This is a genomic window from Pseudomonas sp. H3_A02 (assembly GCF_054671965.1).
Genome location: NZ_CP162807.1, coordinates 4131656 through 4147152 on the forward strand (window position 1 = coordinate 4131656; position 15497 = coordinate 4147152).

Sequence of the window (15497 nt, forward strand, 5' to 3'; positions counted from 1 at the left end):
TTGTCATGTTCGACCCGTTCCATACCCTCGGTGAGCGACCCTCGGAACGTGTCCCTGTGGTGGCTGATTTCGATTGTCCGGTTGGCACGCGCAGGTTCCATAAAGGTATCGGCTCCCTCGACCTGCTTCGAGGGTTGCGCACCAGTCGCCAGAAACGACGGCCCCTATCCGTGGCGGTGCACTTGCCTTCGCGCTTGCGGCTGGCGTCATGTTCGCCCCTTGCCAGCGACTGCCGATGCGGCGAGATCGAAGGCTATCTGCAACGCCTGGCGTATGAGATGGGCCTGGTCGGTTGCCACCTGGGGGCAGGGCGGCGGGTCGAGCAGTTCTGCCTGACCGGCGGCACGCCGGTGATCGCTCATTTGCAGAAGCTGATGAGTGATCTGCGCAAACGCTTCGACTTCAGCGAGTACGACGGCGCCGATCACAGCATCGAGGTGGACCTGCATCACACGGACTGGTCGACCATGGGGCTGATCCGTGACCAGGGTTTCACCCATGTCAGCATCGGCGTGCCCGACATTGGCGTCGACAGCGAGCTGCCAGTCGATTGCTACCAGAATCCGGCGCCGATCCATTCGCTGATCGATGCGGCGCGCACGTTTGGTTTTCGCTCCATCAACATCGATTTGGGCTACGGCCACGCCTGGCAGACGCCCAGCAGTTTTGCCCTGAAGCTGGCAACGTTGATCGAACTGGAACCGGACCGGTTGCACGTTTTCGACTATGCCCGCGCGCCTTATCGTTATCGCTCGAAGAACGCCGGGGTGGCCGGTTCCTTTTGCAGCCCGGCCGACAAGGACGCCATGCGGCGCATCTGTTGCGAACAGTTGATTGGCGCCGGTTATCACTACATCGGCCTGGGCCAGTTCGTCAGGGCCGACGATGACTTGGCGGTGGCCCAGGAGCATGGACGCCTGCACCGCAATTGTCAGGGGTTTACCCGTCACGGTTGCTGTGATCACGTGGGCTTCGGTTTGTCGGCCATCACTCAGATCGAGCACCTGTACGTACAGAACACCGACGACCTGCTGCACTATTGCCAGCAACTGGACGCCGGGCAATTGCCGGTGTGTCGCGGCTGGCGCTGTGAAGCGCAGGATCAGGTCAAGGCGAGCGTGACCGAGCAGCTTTCCTGTGATCTGGAACTGGATATACCCGCCATCGAAGCGCGTTTCGGCCTGGTGTTTCGCGAGCACTTTGCGTCCGTCTGGCCGTCGCTGGAAGCGTTGCAAGATCAGGGATTGATCGAACTGTCGAGCCGGTTTATCGGCATCCTGCCCGCCGGACGCTTGAGCGTGGATGCGATCTGCGATCTGTTCGATTCAGCGCCGGATGACGCAAGCCCACCCGTTTTTGAAAAGTTGACCCCATCATGAAAACTGCTTCCGGTTTCAATCGGGCCCTGGTGGAGAAATACGACCGCCCGGGACCGCGCTACACCTCCTATCCGACAGCCCCGCAGTTCCACCAGGCCTTCGCCATGGACGAATACCGCCAGGCCGCCCAGCGCAGTCACGAGGCTGCGCTGCCCAAGCCGTTGTCGGTGTACATCCACATCCCGTTCTGCCAGAGCCTCTGCTATTACTGCGCGTGCAACAAGATCATCACCCGCAAGACCCATCGCGCCGTCGAATACCTGGCCTACCTCAAACGTGAAATAGCCCTGCAGTCCGCCTTGTTCGACCGCTCGCGCAAACTGACCCAGTTGCATTTGGGCGGCGGCACGCCGACTTACCTGACCCATGAGCAACTGGCCGACCTGATGGACTGCCTGCACCAGTCGTTCGATATGGACGACAGTGATGCCCATGAGTTTTCCATCGAGGTCGATCCGCGGACCATCGATGGGCAACAGATCCAAGGCCTGCGCCAGTTGGGGTTCAATCGCCTGAGCTTCGGCGTCCAGGACTTCGATGCCCAGGTGCAGCTCGCTGTCAATCGGGTGCAAAGCGAGGCCCAGGTCGTCGAACTGGTGGAGGCCGCGCGCCGGGCGCGCTTCAAGTCCGTCAGCGTCGATCTGATCTATGGCCTGCCGTTGCAGACCGTCGCCAGTTTCGATGTCACCTTGAGCAAGATCATCGCCCTGCGTCCGGACCGGATCGCGGCCTACAGCTATGCCCACCTGCCGCAACGGGTGCGGGCGCAGCGGATGATACGGCCCGAAGACATGCCGCCGCCCGAGCGCAAGCTGGAGCTGCTGGAGCTGACCATCAATCGCCTGACCGAAGCCGGCTATGTCTACATCGGCATGGACCACTTCGCCCTGCCGGATGACGAACTGGTGCGCGCTCGCGCCCAGGGTACTTTGCAGCGCAATTTCCAGGGGTATTCCACTCATGCCGATTGCGATCTGATTGGTCTGGGGGTGTCGTCGATCGGCAAGGTCGGTGACAGCTACAACCAGAACGTCAAGGAGCTTTCCCAGTATTACGCCCGGCTGGACCAAGGCCTGCTGCCGGTGCAGCGCGGCTATCGGTTGAGTGACGATGATCGACTGCGGCGCGAGGTCATCAATGAACTGATGTGCCATGGGCGCATCGACTTCGGCCGGATCGACAACGCCCACGGCATTCGATTCGGCGAATACTTCGCCGATGCCCTGGACCGGCTCCAGGAGCTGGTACGCGATGGGTTGCTGGAGATTCGCGACGCCGAGCTGGTGTTATTGCCCCAGGGACAATTGATGATGCGCAACGTGGCGATGGCGTTCGACGCGTACCTGGGGGCGGACCAGACGGTTCAGTATTCGCGTACGGTCTGATGTCCGAACCGCTCTTGTGGCGAGGGAGCAAGCTCCCTCGCCACAGAGGTCGATTTTGTCCCGCCAGGACCATCCTGTATCCGGCATCTGGGAGATGGACGATGAAAGTTTGACCACCATCGTCTTGCCGCCGCAGTGTAAAGTGCGCGTTGTAAGCGGCGCTGGGGCTGCAGTGGTGATGGATTGACCTGCCCCTGAACGTTCGCCGTGCAGGTTTCTGGTATGGAAAATTCTATGGATTATGTTGCGCTTTCGTTGTTGGCCGTATTGTTGGTTCCGGGGCCGACGAACTCATTGTTGTTACAAGTCGGTGTGAGTCGAGGGCTCAATGCGCGCTCGATGCGTTTCGTCGCAGCCGAATGGTTGGCGTACGTTATCCAGACGACGATGTGGGGGGTGTTCATTGATCTGCTCATTGCGGAACACTCGTGGGTGGTGACCGCCACCAAGATTTTTGCCGTGTGCTTCTTGTTTCATATTTCCCTCAAGCTTTGGCTCTCGGTAAAAAATGACGCGCCTGGCGCAACTGCGGGTATTGCCGTTGCGGATCTGTTTGTGGCAACGCTGACCAATCCCAAAGGGTTGTTTTTTGTTTCCTTCGTTGCGCCGGCGGGTACGTTCTTGTCGCTGGATAACTGGCTGTCATTCATGTTGCTGTTTTCAGCCATTGTTTTTCCGGTAGGGCTTGTGTGGATTGCGGCTGGCGCTTTTTGTGGCCGAAAATTTCACGCGATTGTGTCTGGACGATTTTTGAATCGAGCCATCTCTGTGGTGATTGGGTTGTTCGCTTGCAGCATGCTTTTCAATATCGCATCCCAGGTACATTTCGCCTGAATCTGGGCCGATATTGACGCCAGGGCGCCTGACAATTCGGAGTTGGACCTTCAATTTGCAAGCTGCAAAGCCCTTTCCAGGAACCCTGCCGTTCGACTCTCCCGGCATTTCGCTACAGTCTCCGGAGCCCCGCAAACCACCACGTTTCCGCCCTGGGTGCCAGCCCCCGGGCCGATATCGATGACCCAGTCACTCTGCGCCACCACTCGCATGTCATGTTCCACCACAACCACCGTATGATCTTCTTCCACCAGGCGATTCAACTGCACCAGCAAACGGTCTACGTCCTGGGGATGCAACCCGTTGGTCGGCTCGTCCAACACGTACAAGGTTGCGCCACGAGCCTTGCGCTGCAGTTCTGTCGCCAGCTTGATCCGCTGGGCTTCGCCGCCGGACAGCTCCGTGGCCGGTTGGCCAAGGCGCAGGTAGCCCAGGCCGATATCTTGCAGCACTTGCAACGAACGCCTGGCCGCCGCTTGTTCGGCAAACACCTCGAGGGCCTGGTTCACGGTCAGTTGCAACACCTGGGAAATGTCCAGGCCCTGCCAGCGAACTTCCAGGGTCTGCGGGTTGTAGCGCGCGCCGTGGCAGGTGGGGCAGGGGGCGTACACGCTGGGCATGAACAACAACTCCACGCTGACGAAGCCTTCACCTTCGCAGGTCTCGCAGCGCCCCTTGGCGACGTTGAAGGAAAACCGCCCGGCATCGAACCCCAGCGCCTGCGCCTGCTCGGTCGCGGCGAACAGTTTGCGCACGTGATCGAACAGCCCGGTGTAAGTGGCGAGGTTGGAGCGCGGGGTGCGGCCAATGGGTTTCTGGTCCACCTGCACCAGCCGCTTGATCGCGTCGAGCCCCGCAGCAACGCGCCCAGTGCTGGTTTGCACGGGTTCGTCTTCCAGGCTTTGCTCATCGGGTTCGGCGTTGGGGCTGGCTTGACCCAGGTGGGCGCCGACCAGATCCAGCAGGGCCTGGCTGACGAGACTGGATTTGCCTGAGCCAGAAATGCCGGTCACGGCGGTGAAGCAGCCCAACGGGAAGGCTGCGCTCAGATTGTCGAGGTTGTTGCGGGTGATGCCTTCCAGGCGCAGCCAATCCTTGGGTGCTCGCGGGCTGCGTGTCGCGGCGTGTGCTTCGCCAAACAGGTAGGCGCGGGTGCGTGATTCAGGCACCTGGCCAAGGCCTGCCGGCGGGCCGCTGTAGAGGACTTTCCCACCTTGTTCGCCAGCGTCCGGGCCTACGTCGATGAGCCAGTCGGCGCGGCGCATGGTATCGAGGTCATGTTCGACCACAAACACCGAGTTACCCGCTGCCTTGAGGCGTTGCAGGGCACCAAACAACGCTTCGCTGTCAGCCGGGTGCAGGCCGGCGGAGGGTTCGTCCAGCACGTAGATCACGCCGAACAGTTGGGAGTTGAGCTGGGTCGCCAGGCGCAGGCGTTGCAGTTCGCCGGAGGAAAGCGTCGGCGTGCTGCGCTCCAAGGCGAGGTAGCCGAGGCCCAGGTCGATCAGGGTGGTGATCCGCTCCAGCAGCTCGGCGGCGATGCGCTGGGCGGCCAGGCGTTTTTCCAGGGAGAGGTTGGGTGTGTGACGGGCGTCAGGCCCGCCCGCATGGGGATTGTCGCCCCTGGCGGCACGTTGCTCACGGGCCTCGCGAGTTTGCCGGTGGCTGAGGACTTCTCCCGTTTCTTCGGCCTGTTCAAGGTAGTCGGGGGCCAGGACCTGCTTGAGCACCTCGGCCAGTTCCAGCAGCGGCAGGTGCGACAGCTCGGCGATGTCCAAGCCGGCAAAGGTCACGGTTAGCGCCTCGCGTTTGAGGCGCTTGCCCTCGCACACGGGGCAAGGGCTGGCGCGCATGTATTGCGCCACGCGCTTGCGCATCTGGGCGCTTTGGGAGTGCATGAACGTGTGCAGCAGGTAGCGTCGGGCGCCGCTGAACGTGCCCTGATAGCTGGGCTCGAGCTTGCGCTTGAGGGCGGTGCGGGTCTGGGCCGGCGTCAGTCCGGCGTAGACGGGAACGGTAGGGGTTTCTTCGGTGAAGAGAATCCAGTCCCTTTGCTTTTTCGGCAGGTCGCGCCAGGGGATGTCGACGTCATACCCCAGGGTCACCAGAATGTCCCGCAGGTTCTGGCCCTGCCAGGCCATGGGCCAGGCAGCCACGGCGCGTTCGCGGATGGTCAGCGATGGGTCCGGCACCATGGACGCTTCGGTCACTTCATAGACCCGACCCAGGCCGTGGCATTCCTGGCAGGCGCCCTGGGGCGTGTTGGGCGAGAAGTCCTCGGCGTAGAGCATCGGTTGGTCGGCCGGGTAGCTGCCGGCGCGGGAGTAGAGCATACGAATCAGGCTCGACAGGGTGGTGACGCTGCCCACCGATGAACGCGCACTGGGGGTGCCGCGTTGTTGCTGCAAGGCGACTGCTGGGGGCAGGCCTTCGATGCTGTCCACGTCCGGCACGCCCACCTGGTCGATCAGGCGCCGCGCATAGGGCGCGACGGATTCGAAGTAGCGACGCTGGGCTTCGGCATAGAGCGTGGAAAAGGCCAGCGACGACTTGCCGGACCCCGACACGCCGGTGAACACCACCAAGGCATCGCGAGGGATGTCCACATCGACATTCTTGAGGTTGTGTTCGCGGGCGCCACGCACCCGGACGAAACCGGTGGCTTGCGGCAATGAAGAGGCGGTGGCGGGGCCAGAGCTTGCGGGCATGGAGCGTTCCTTGTGGGCGTCTGCTTAACGCATTGAGGCTTTCAGGTGAAACGGCGTCACGGAGAGAATGGAACCTGGGTCACAGCGTTGACAATTATGCGACCGGGTTCGTCCATGCTCGTGCGATAAAAATTTACTCCGGACAAAAGAGATGAGAAAAGCTTCGCAGTTTTCCCCCGGATACGGACCTCCCCATGCCTCGTTCAAAACTGCTTTCTAGATTATTTGTCGCCCTGCTGGCCGGCGCGGCGCTGTGGTACATGTGGATGCTCACCAGTGCCAAGCTGGAGTGGGGTGGTGCCAGCCCCGATCAGCAGCAAGTGGGCGTCGTGAAGGATACCCGCTTGCGCGCGATGACCCAGTATTGCACGGGCGTGACGGTGACACCGCAGGGGACTTGGCTGGTGGGACGCCTGGAGGACGAGGCCCAAGCGCTTGAACCGTCCACTGATGTGGTGGACCTGGATGCGCTGGTCTATGGCAAGCCCGCCGAGCCTGAAGAACCGGAGATGCCCGGGACGTTTGCCCATTTGTTCTCTCGTCCCGAAACGGAAACCTCGCTCATTTCCCGCCTGGATGCCCAGGGGCAATTTCAGTTCGTGGCCCATGTCAGCGGCGCCGCCTGCCTGGTGGCGAGTCCGGACGGGAGCAGTGTGTTCCTGCTCACCGGCCTTCGTCGGCCTGAAACGGCGAATACCCATGAGCCCGATCAAACCGTGGTCTTTCGCAGTGATGACCAAGGCCAGCGCTGGACGTGGTTGACCCAGGGGTGGTTTCCCGAGGCCGATTCGTTGGCCTGGAGCCTGGTTCCCTATTTCCATGGCGCGAATGAAGTCTGGGCCGTGGGCAGGCCGGACGTGGTGGACACCGATGAAGAGAAACCGAGTGCCGTTTCCACTGGCGTCTTTTATTCGGCTGATCGCGGTGCGCACAGCTCGCCGATCATGGGCCCCGAGTCGTTGCTGGTGTCCGCCGAATACGCCCACGGCAAACGTCCCGACATCACTGAGTGGGGCACGAGTGCAGGTGAACACGGGGACATCCAGACCAGTGTCCTGCAGCTGGATGCACAGACGGCCTTTATCTGGGTGTCCCAACGCTTCTGGGGCGGCCATCCGGATGGCGTCAGCCACAATGTCGCGGTCAACGTCACGACACGGGCCCGGTTGCAAGCCCAGGCAGGGCAGTGGCAGGTGGTGGATAGGCAGCGTGACGACAACCTGTTCGTGAGCAAGCTGCTACAGAACGATGCCGGGCGGGTGATGGGGCTGATTGACCAGGGGGACCGCGGGCAAAATGTGGTCGCCGAACTGGATACCGCCGCGCTGACCTGGACGCTCTTGGGTGACCTGCCCAGTGTCTTTGCACCTTTGGCATCGGATACCCAGGTGCGTGGCAGCAACGTCTGGATGGGGCAAAACACCCTGCTGATCAACACCACCAGCGATCACCAACCACCGCGCTGGCTCTACTGGTGGTCGGACGCGAACATCTCCGCCGATGGCGTGTTCTATTCCAAGGATTGGGGCCGCTCCTGGCAACGCCTCGCCATCGGCGGCTACCTGGGCATTCTTGGCTTTCAACCGGCGCAGGACCGGGTGTTCTGGGCCAACGGTAACTGGTACGACAGCAATGACGGCCGCATCTATTCCTATGGGTTGCGCTGAGTACCGGACCGCGCATTATTATTTGAATTGACACCAACTTGTGGCGAGGGGATTTATCCCCGCTGGGGTGCGAAGCGCCCCCAATGAGGCTGATCAGGATCAACCTGACAAACCGCAGGGACGGGTTTTGGGGCTGCTTCGCACCCCAGCGGGGATAAATCCCCTCGCCACAGACTTTTTGTGAGTCGGGTTTAGTCTTCCCAAGTTGATTTCAATCAAGGGCCCAAGCCAGGGGCGGCCCCCACAATGATCGCCAAGATCCTGCCTCCAAGCCCTGGCGCTCATGACCCCTCCCTTTGTGATGCTGCACCTATCCCGCTCCTGGCTCCCCGGGCTGTTCGTTCTACTGCTGATGTTCGCCGCAATCGTCCAGGCCAAGGACTACGGTGACCTCCCGCAACAGCGCATCCATCATGTCCTGAGTCCGGTCGATTCGATCTCCGAGCCCGACGGTTCCTTCAAGGTCCGCAAACTGTCCGCCGCCGGCAAGGTCGTGGGTTATGTCTTCCAGAGCTTGGACGTGGTGGACATTCCGGCGTATTCAGGCAAGCCGATCAATGTCCAGGTGATCCTCGATCCTGCCGGGGTGATCCTCGATGCCTACGTGCTTGAACACCACGAACCGATCCTGCTGATCGGCATCGCCGAAGAAAAACTCCACGCTTTCAGCGCGCGCTACAGCGGCATCAAGGTCAACCAGCGGGTGGTGGTGGGGCATTCCCGCGACCCGAATGCGGTGACTGTCGATGCGATCGCCGGCGCCACTGTGACGGCCATGGTGGTCAACGAAGTGATCATGCGCGCCGCTCACGATGTCGCGGTGTCCCTGGGCCTGGTCAAGGGTGACGCAGGGTTGGCCGTGGCGCCGGCCCGGGTGCGCGAGGATATCTACCAGCCCGCCGACTGGAAGACCCTGACTGGCAACGGCGCTGTCCGTCGCCTGCACCTGACCCGTGGCCAAGTCGATGCGTCCTTCAAGGGCACCGAAGCCGAGCAGGTCGAAACCGCCAGCGGCGAGCAGGTGAATGACACCTTCATCGACCTCTACGCCACCCACCTCAACCCTCCCACCATTGGCCGCAACCTGCTGGGCGATGCGCAGTACCGCGCGCTGATGAGCGAGCTCAAACCCGGTGAACACGCCATCGCGGTGATGGGCAGCGGGCGTTATTCCTTCAAGGGCTCGGGATACGTGCGTGGCGGTATCTTCGACCGGGTGCAGCTGCGCCAGTCGGGCGACACCATCAGCTTTCGCGACCTGGATTTCCAGCGCCTGAATGATGTGGCCCTCGACGACATGCCGGACTTCGACGAAATGGCGATCTTTATCATCCGCGCCTCCCACCGTTTCGACCCCGGCTCGCCCTGGACCCTGGAGCTGCTGGTGCGCCGCCAGACCGGCCCGGTCAGCGGCACCTTCAGCAGTTTCGAACTGGCCTATCAACTGCCCGAACCCTACCTGGAACGGCCATTGCCAACCGCCGAGCAACTGGCGGCCGCCGAGGAAGCCAGCCGGCCAATGTGGCTGACGCTCTGGTATCAGAAAAGCGTCGAGATCTCCGTACTCGGAGCGGCGCTGCTGGCGCTCACGATGATCCTGTTTTTCCAGGACTCACTGGCCCGGCGACCGAGGCTGCTGCATTGGCTGCGTCGCGGTTACCTGTTGTTCACCGTGGTGTTCCTGGGCGGCTTTGCGCTGGCGCAACTGTCGGTGGTGAACGTGCTGACCTTCGTCCACGCCTTGTTCGAAGGCTTTCGCTGGGAGCTGTTCCTCACCGATCCGCTGATTTTCATCCTCTGGGTGTTCACCGCCGCCAGCATTCTGTTGTGGGGGCGCGGGGTGTTCTGCGGGTGGTTGTGTCCGTTCGGCGCGTTGCAGGAGTTGCTCAACGAACTGGCGCGCACGCTCAAGGTGCCGCAATACGAGTTGCCGTTCGCCGTCCATGAGCGGCTGTGGGCGATCAAGTACATCATCTTGCTGGTGCTGTTCGGCGTCTCGCTGGAGTCGATGTCCAGCGCCGAACGGCTGGCCGAAGTGGAGCCCTTCAAGACCGCCATCACCCTCAAGTTCGACCGCCAGTGGTGGTTCGTGGCGTACGCGGTGGGCCTGCTGCTGATCAATCTGTTCACCCGCAAAGTCTATTGCCGCTATGTCTGTCCGCTGGGCGCAGCCCTGGCGATGCCGACCCGGCTGCGGCTGTTCGACTGGCTCAAACGCCGCAAGGAATGTGGCAACCCCTGCCAATTGTGCGCCAAGGAATGCGAGATCCAGGCGATTCACCCCGATGGCCGGATCAATGCCAACGAATGCCATTACTGCCTCGACTGCCAGATGACCTGGCACAACGAAAACAAATGCCCGCCGCTGATCAACAAGCGCAAGAAGCGCGGCAAGGCGAGCGTGACCGATGCGCAACTGATTCCCGTGGTGCAGGTGAACCCGGCGCCTTGAGGCACCCCAATGGCCTGTCCCTTGACCGTTTCATTCTTCATGGAGCACACAGCATGAGCGACAAAAAAGACCAAACCCCTGGCGCGGTGGAGGAACCCCGGGGTTTCAGCCGGCGCAGTTTTCTCGGCACCGGTGCGGTAACGGGGGCGGTACTGGCCGGCGCGACGGCGCTGGGGGCCGGGACGTTCACCCGTGAGTCCTGGGCCGCGGCGGCCAAGGAGGCCAAGTCCAAGATCCACGTCGGCCCAGGTGAACTCGATGAGTATTACGGTTTCTGGAGCGGCGGCCACCAAGGCGAGGTGCGGGTGCTGGGCGTGCCGTCGATGCGCGAGCTGATGCGCATCCCGGTGTTCAACGTCGACTCGGCCACCGGTTGGGGCCTGACCAACGAGAGCAAGCGCATTCTCGGCGACAGCGCCAAATACCAGAACGGCGACTGCCACCATCCGCACATCTCCATGACCGACGGCAAGTACGACGGTAAATACCTGTTCATCAACGACAAGGCCAACTCCCGGGTCGCGCGCATCCGCCTGGACATCATGAAGTGCGACAAGATCCTCACCGTGCCCAACGTGCAAGCCATTCACGGCCTGCGATTGCAGAAGGTGCCGTACACCAAGTACGTATTCGCCAACGCCGAGTTCGTGATCCCGCACCCCAATGACGGCCACACCTTCGACCTGCAAGACAAAAACAGTTTCACGATGTTCAACGCCATCGATGCCGAGAAAATGGAAATGGCGTTCCAGGTGATCGTCGACGGCAACCTGGACAATTCCGACGCCGACTACACTGGCAAATACGCCGCCAGTACCTGCTACAACTCCGAGAAGGCCTATGACCTGGGCGGCATGATGCGCAACGAGCGCGACTGGGTGGTGGTGTTCAACATCCCGCGCATCGAGGCGGCGATCAAGGCCGGCAAATTCATCACCCTGGACGGCTCCAAGGTGCCGGTGGTCGATGGTCGCAAGACCGATGGCAAGGACTCCGAGTTTACCCGCTACATTCCCGTGCCGAAGAACCCCCATGGGCTCAATACCTCGTCGGACGGCAAATACTTCATCGCCAACGGCAAGCTGTCGCCGACGGTCTCGATGATCGCCATCGACCGCCTGGACGACTTGTTCGCCGACCGCTTCAAGGACCCACGCGAAGTGATCGTCGCCGAGCCGGAACTGGGGCTGGGGCCGCTGCACACCACCTTCGACGGGCGTGGCAATGCCTATACGACGTTGTTCATCGACAGCCAGGTGGTGAAGTGGAACATGGACGAGGCCATCCGCGCCTACAAGGGCGAGAAGGTCAATTACATCAAGCAGAAACTCGACGTCCAGTACCAACCCGGCCACAACCACGCGTCCCTCACCGAAACCAGTGAGGCGGACGGCAAGTGGCTGGTGGTGTTGTGCAAATTCTCCAAGGACCGTTTCCTGCCCACCGGCCCATTGCATCCGGAGAACGATCAGTTGATCGACATTTCCGGTGATGAAATGAAGCTGGTGCACGACGGGCCGGCCTTCGCCGAACCCCATGACTGCATTCTCGCGCGGCGCGACCAGATCAAGACCCAGAAAATCTGGAACCGCAATGATCCGTTCTTTGCCGACACCGTGGCCCTGGCGAAGAAGGACGGCATCAACCTGGAAACCGACAACAAGGTCATCCGCGACGGCAACAAGGTGCGGGTGTACATGACCTCGATGGCGCCGGCCTATGGCCTGACGGAGTTCACCGTCAAGCAAGGCAACGAGGTGACGGTGACCATCACTAACATCGATCAGATCGAAGACGTGTCCCACGGCTTTGTCATGACCAACCACGGCGCCAGCATGGAGATCAGCCCGCAACAGACCTCATCCATCACCTTCACCGCCGACAAGGCCGGCTTGCACTGGTACTACTGCAGTTGGTTCTGCCACGCCCTGCACATGGAAATGGTCGGGCGCATGCTGGTTGAAAAGGCCTGAGTCGGTTCATCAAGGAGACAGGTGCAATGACCGGGAAAAAGCCGCAACACGCCCGCCAACCGGTCATTGCGCTGGTGCTTTGCCTGTTATCGGGCGGGGCGTTCGGCGCACCGCAGCCGATCACCGATTTGCCTTTGCAGGCCGAGGGCACCCAGCAATGGCGCCTGCCTGCGGGCCACTACCGGGGCTCGTTCAGCATCGACCAGCCCATGACCCTCACGTGCGCGCCGGATGCAGTATTCCAGGGGCAGGGCGAGGGCAATGGGTTGATCATTCGCGCCCCGAACGTCCAGGTCCAGGGCTGTACCTTCCTGGACTGGGGCCACGACCTCACGGCCATGAACGCGGCCGTCTTCATCCAACCGGTCGCCCAAGGGGCCGTGGTTCGTGGGAACCGGATGCAGGGCCAGGGCTTCGGTATCTGGGTCGATGGCACGCGGGACGTCAGCCTGATCGACAACCACATCCAGGGCGACCCCAGCCTGCGCTCCCAGGACCGCGGCAACGGCATCCATTTGTATGCCGTACACGGCGCCCGGGTCATCGGCAACCAGGTGCGCGAAACCCGCGATGGCATCTACATCGACACTTCCAGCGGCAACCTGCTCCAGGGCAACGTCCTCGAAGACCTGCGCTACGGCGTGCATTACATGTTCGCCAACGATAACCGCCTGCTGGATAACGTCACCCGGCGTACCCGCACCGGTTATGCCTTGATGCAAAGCCGCCAGTTGACGGTCATCGGCAATCGCTCCGAACAGGATCAGAACTACGGGATCCTGATGAACTACATCACTTATTCCACCCTGCGCGACAACTTCGTCAGCGACGTGCGCGACGGGTCCACCGGCGACACCATGATCACCGGTGCCGAGGGCAAGGCCCTGTTCATTTACAACTCGTTGTTCAACCGCATCGAAGGCAATCATTTCGAGCGCAGCGCCGTGGGTATCCACCTGACGGCCGGCTCGGAGGATAACCGCATCGCCGGCAATGCCTTCGTCCATAACCAGCGCCAGGTCAAATACGTGGCCACGCGGTTGCAGGAATGGTCGGCGGATGGGCGTGGCAATTACTGGAGCGACTACCTGGGCTGGGATCGTAATGGTGACGGTATGGGGGATGTGGCCTATGAACCCAACGACAACGTCGATCGCCTGCTGTGGCTGTATCCCCAGGTGCGATTGCTGATGAACAGCCCGGGGATCGAACTGCTGCGCTGGGTGCAGCGGGCCTTCCCGGTGATGAAATCCCCCGGGGTGATGGACAGTCATCCGCTGATGCAAACCCCTGTCCAGCCCCCGTCACGCAACAGTACCCAGGAGGACGCGTCTTGAACGTCGTCGAGATCGAAGGGGTCAGCCAGCGCTATGGCGATGTCACCGTACTGCGCGGGCTGGACTTGAACCTGGCCCAAGGCGAGGTGCTCGGGCTGTTCGGGCACAACGGCGCGGGCAAGACCACCACCATGAAGTTGATCCTCGGTTTGCTGCGGGCCAGTGAGGGCGAGGTGCGTGTCTTCGGCCGCGCGCCCAGCGACCCGGGCGTGCGACAGATGCTCGGTTATCTGCCCGAGAACGTGATGTTCTACCCGCAATTGAGCGGGCTGGAAACCTTGCGCCATTTTGCCCGGCTCAAAGGCGCGGCACCGGAGCAGGTCGAGCGTTTACTGGACGAAGTGGGGTTGGCGGGCGCTGCTCAACGGCGGGTAAGGACCTACTCCAAGGGCATGCGCCAACGCCTCGGCCTGGCCCAGGCCCTGCTTGGCCAGCCGCGCCTGTTATTGCTGGACGAACCGACCGTGGGCCTGGACCCCATCGCCACCCAGGACCTCTATCAATTGCTCGACCGCCTGCGTTGGCAGGGCACCAGCATCATTCTCTGTTCCCACGTCTTGCCTGGTGTGGAAGCGCACATCAACCGCGCCGCGATTCTTACCCAAGGTCGCCTGCTGGCCCTGGGCAGCCTGGCTCGGTTGCGGGAGGAGGCGGGGCTGCCGACGCTGATCCGAGCCTCGGGCCTGTCACGGGCCGATTGGCTTCGCCAGCATTGGCGCAGCGAAGGGCATGCCACCCAGGGTTGGGGGGCGGAAGGGGTGCAAGTGTGCGCGCCGGACGGCAGCAAACTGAAATTGCTGCGCCAGTTACTGGCCCAGGACGACCCGACGGATGTCGAGATCAAGCCGCCGTCGCTTGAGGATTTGTACCGTCATTACATGCTCCGTGCCGCGGCCGAGGAGGTCAGCCTATGAATCCGGTCTGGAACATGGCCCGCAAGGAGTTCAGCGATGGCCTGCGCAATCGCTGGTTGTTGGCGATCAGTTTGTTGTTCGCGGTGCTGGCGATTGGCATTGCCTGGCTCGGCGCTGCGGCGTCCGGTCAACTGGGGTTTACCTCGGTGCCCGCGACGGTGGCGAGCCTGTCCAGCCTGGCGACCTTCCTGATGCCGCTGATTGCCTTGCTGCTGGCCTACGACGCGATTGTCGGCGAGGACGAGAACGGCACCTTGCTGCTGTTGCTGACCTACCCGTTGGGGCGCGGCCAATTGCTGCTGGGCAAGTTTGTCGGCCACGGCTTGATCCTGGCCCTGGCCACGTTCATCGGTTTTGGCTGCGCCATGCTGGCCATCGCCCTGTTGGTGGATGATGTCCAGTTGAGCCTGCTGCTCTGGGCTTTCGGTCGCTTCATGCTGTCCAGCACGCTGCTGGGCTGGGTGTTCCTCGGGCTGGCCTATGTGCTGAGCAGTTTGTCGGCAGAGAAATCCACCGCGGCCGGGCTGGCGCTGGGGGTGTGGTTTTTCTTCGTGCTGGTGTTCGACCTGGCGTTGCTGGCGCTGCTGGTGCTGAGCGAGGGGCGCTTCAGCCCGCAGCTATTGCCATGGCTGCTGTTGTTCAACCCTACCGACGTCTATCGGCTGATCAATCTGTCCGGATTCGATGCGGTGTCCAGCGGCGCCGCGGTGCTGACCCTGGGCAGCGACCTGCCGGTGTCGGGGCCTTGGCTCTGGTTGTGCCTGGGTTTATGGATGGCGGTCCCGTTATGGCTGGCCTATCGGTTGTTCAATCGCCGGAGCCCGTGAATTTCAATCTTGATAAGGGAG

General features: G+C 61.9%; 10 protein-coding genes. 9 read left to right on the forward strand and 1 reads right to left on the reverse strand.

The genetic code is table 11. The features are described from left to right. Positions 1 to 5 precede the first annotated feature (5 nt). The 3 genes from AB4N80_RS18255 to AB4N80_RS18265 all read left to right on the forward strand — a co-directional run bounded on the left by AB4N80_RS18255 (position 6) and on the right by AB4N80_RS18265 (position 3598). Positions 6 to 1379 (forward strand): oxygen-independent coproporphyrinogen III oxidase, encoded by a 1374-nt coding sequence (locus tag AB4N80_RS18255; protein ID WP_122565564.1) that lies wholly within the window; start codon positions 6 to 8, stop codon positions 1377 to 1379. After that, positions 1376 to 2764 carry an oxygen-independent coproporphyrinogen III oxidase gene (hemN, locus tag AB4N80_RS18260; protein ID WP_460078140.1) on the forward strand — a complete coding sequence of 463 codons (1389 nt, stop codon included), beginning with the start codon at positions 1376 to 1378 and terminating at the stop codon, positions 2762 to 2764. Before AB4N80_RS18255 ends, hemN begins: the two co-directional genes overlap by 4 nt. A 234-nt stretch (positions 2765 to 2998) precedes the next feature. Further along, positions 2999 to 3598 carry a threonine transporter RhtB gene (locus tag AB4N80_RS18265; protein ID WP_122565562.1) on the forward strand — a complete coding sequence of 200 codons (600 nt, stop codon included), beginning with the start codon at positions 2999 to 3001 and terminating at the stop codon, positions 3596 to 3598. 50 nt (positions 3599 to 3648) lie between these two features. On the opposite strand, the gene AB4N80_RS18270 is transcribed toward AB4N80_RS18265, so the two are convergent. Beyond that, positions 3649 to 6306 carry an excinuclease ABC subunit UvrA gene (locus AB4N80_RS18270; protein WP_354337013.1) on the reverse strand — a complete coding sequence of 886 codons (2658 nt, stop codon included), beginning with the start codon at positions 6304 to 6306 and terminating at the stop codon, positions 3649 to 3651. Positions 6307 to 6500: 194 nt separating this feature from the next. On the opposite strand from AB4N80_RS18270, the gene AB4N80_RS18275 reads away from it, so the two are divergent. The 6 genes from AB4N80_RS18275 (at position 6501) to AB4N80_RS18300 (ending at position 15476) form a co-directional block, all read left to right on the forward strand. After that, the gene (locus AB4N80_RS18275; RefSeq protein WP_122565560.1) at positions 6501 to 7973 is read left to right on the forward strand and encodes a hypothetical protein; all 1473 of its coding nucleotides are present in this window, start codon (positions 6501 to 6503) and stop codon (positions 7971 to 7973) included. 301 nt (positions 7974 to 8274) lie between these two features. After that, a complete protein-coding gene (gene nosR / locus AB4N80_RS18280) occupies positions 8275 to 10425 on the forward strand; it encodes a transcriptional regulator NosR (protein WP_460083109.1) in 2151 nt (716 codons plus the stop codon). Positions 10426 to 10478: 53 nt separating this feature from the next. Further along, positions 10479 to 12398 carry a TAT-dependent nitrous-oxide reductase gene (gene nosZ / locus AB4N80_RS18285; RefSeq protein ID WP_305467194.1) on the forward strand — a complete coding sequence of 640 codons (1920 nt, stop codon included), beginning with the start codon at positions 10479 to 10481 and terminating at the stop codon, positions 12396 to 12398. Positions 12399 to 12424: 26 nt separating this feature from the next. Continuing rightward, on the forward strand, positions 12425 to 13735 hold the full coding sequence (locus tag AB4N80_RS18290) for a nitrous oxide reductase family maturation protein NosD (RefSeq protein ID WP_122565558.1): 1311 nt from the start codon (positions 12425 to 12427) through the stop codon (positions 13733 to 13735). Further along, entirely contained in the window at positions 13732 to 14649 is a 918-nt protein-coding gene (locus tag AB4N80_RS18295; protein WP_305481673.1) for an ABC transporter ATP-binding protein, read from the forward strand. Before AB4N80_RS18290 ends, AB4N80_RS18295 begins: the two co-directional genes overlap by 4 nt. Continuing rightward, positions 14646 to 15476, forward strand: coding sequence for an ABC transporter permease (locus AB4N80_RS18300; protein WP_122565556.1), 831 nt, complete (start codon positions 14646 to 14648; stop codon positions 15474 to 15476). Before AB4N80_RS18295 ends, AB4N80_RS18300 begins: the two co-directional genes overlap by 4 nt. Positions 15477 to 15497 lie beyond the last annotated feature (21 nt).

What these genes read in the sequence shown, in the direction of transcription:
- AB4N80_RS18255 (WP_122565564.1), top strand. Translation starts at nt 6, where the DNA reads ATGTTCGACCCGTTCCATACCCTCGGTGAGCGACCCTCGGAACGTGTC.
- hemN (WP_460078140.1), top strand. Translation starts at nt 1,376, where the DNA reads ATGAAAACTGCTTCCGGTTTCAATCGGGCCCTGGTGGAGAAATACGAC.
- AB4N80_RS18265 (WP_122565562.1), top strand. Translation starts at nt 2,999, where the DNA reads ATGGATTATGTTGCGCTTTCGTTGTTGGCCGTATTGTTGGTTCCGGGG.
- AB4N80_RS18270 (WP_354337013.1), bottom strand. Translation starts at nt 6,306, where the DNA reads ATGCCCGCAAGCTCTGGCCCCGCCACCGCCTCTTCATTGCCGCAAGCC.
- AB4N80_RS18275 (WP_122565560.1), top strand. Translation starts at nt 6,501, where the DNA reads ATGCCTCGTTCAAAACTGCTTTCTAGATTATTTGTCGCCCTGCTGGCC.
- nosR (WP_460083109.1), top strand. Translation starts at nt 8,275, where the DNA reads ATGCTGCACCTATCCCGCTCCTGGCTCCCCGGGCTGTTCGTTCTACTG.
- nosZ (WP_305467194.1), top strand. Translation starts at nt 10,479, where the DNA reads ATGAGCGACAAAAAAGACCAAACCCCTGGCGCGGTGGAGGAACCCCGG.
- AB4N80_RS18290 (WP_122565558.1), top strand. Translation starts at nt 12,425, where the DNA reads ATGACCGGGAAAAAGCCGCAACACGCCCGCCAACCGGTCATTGCGCTG.
- AB4N80_RS18300 (WP_122565556.1), top strand. Translation starts at nt 14,646, where the DNA reads ATGAATCCGGTCTGGAACATGGCCCGCAAGGAGTTCAGCGATGGCCTG.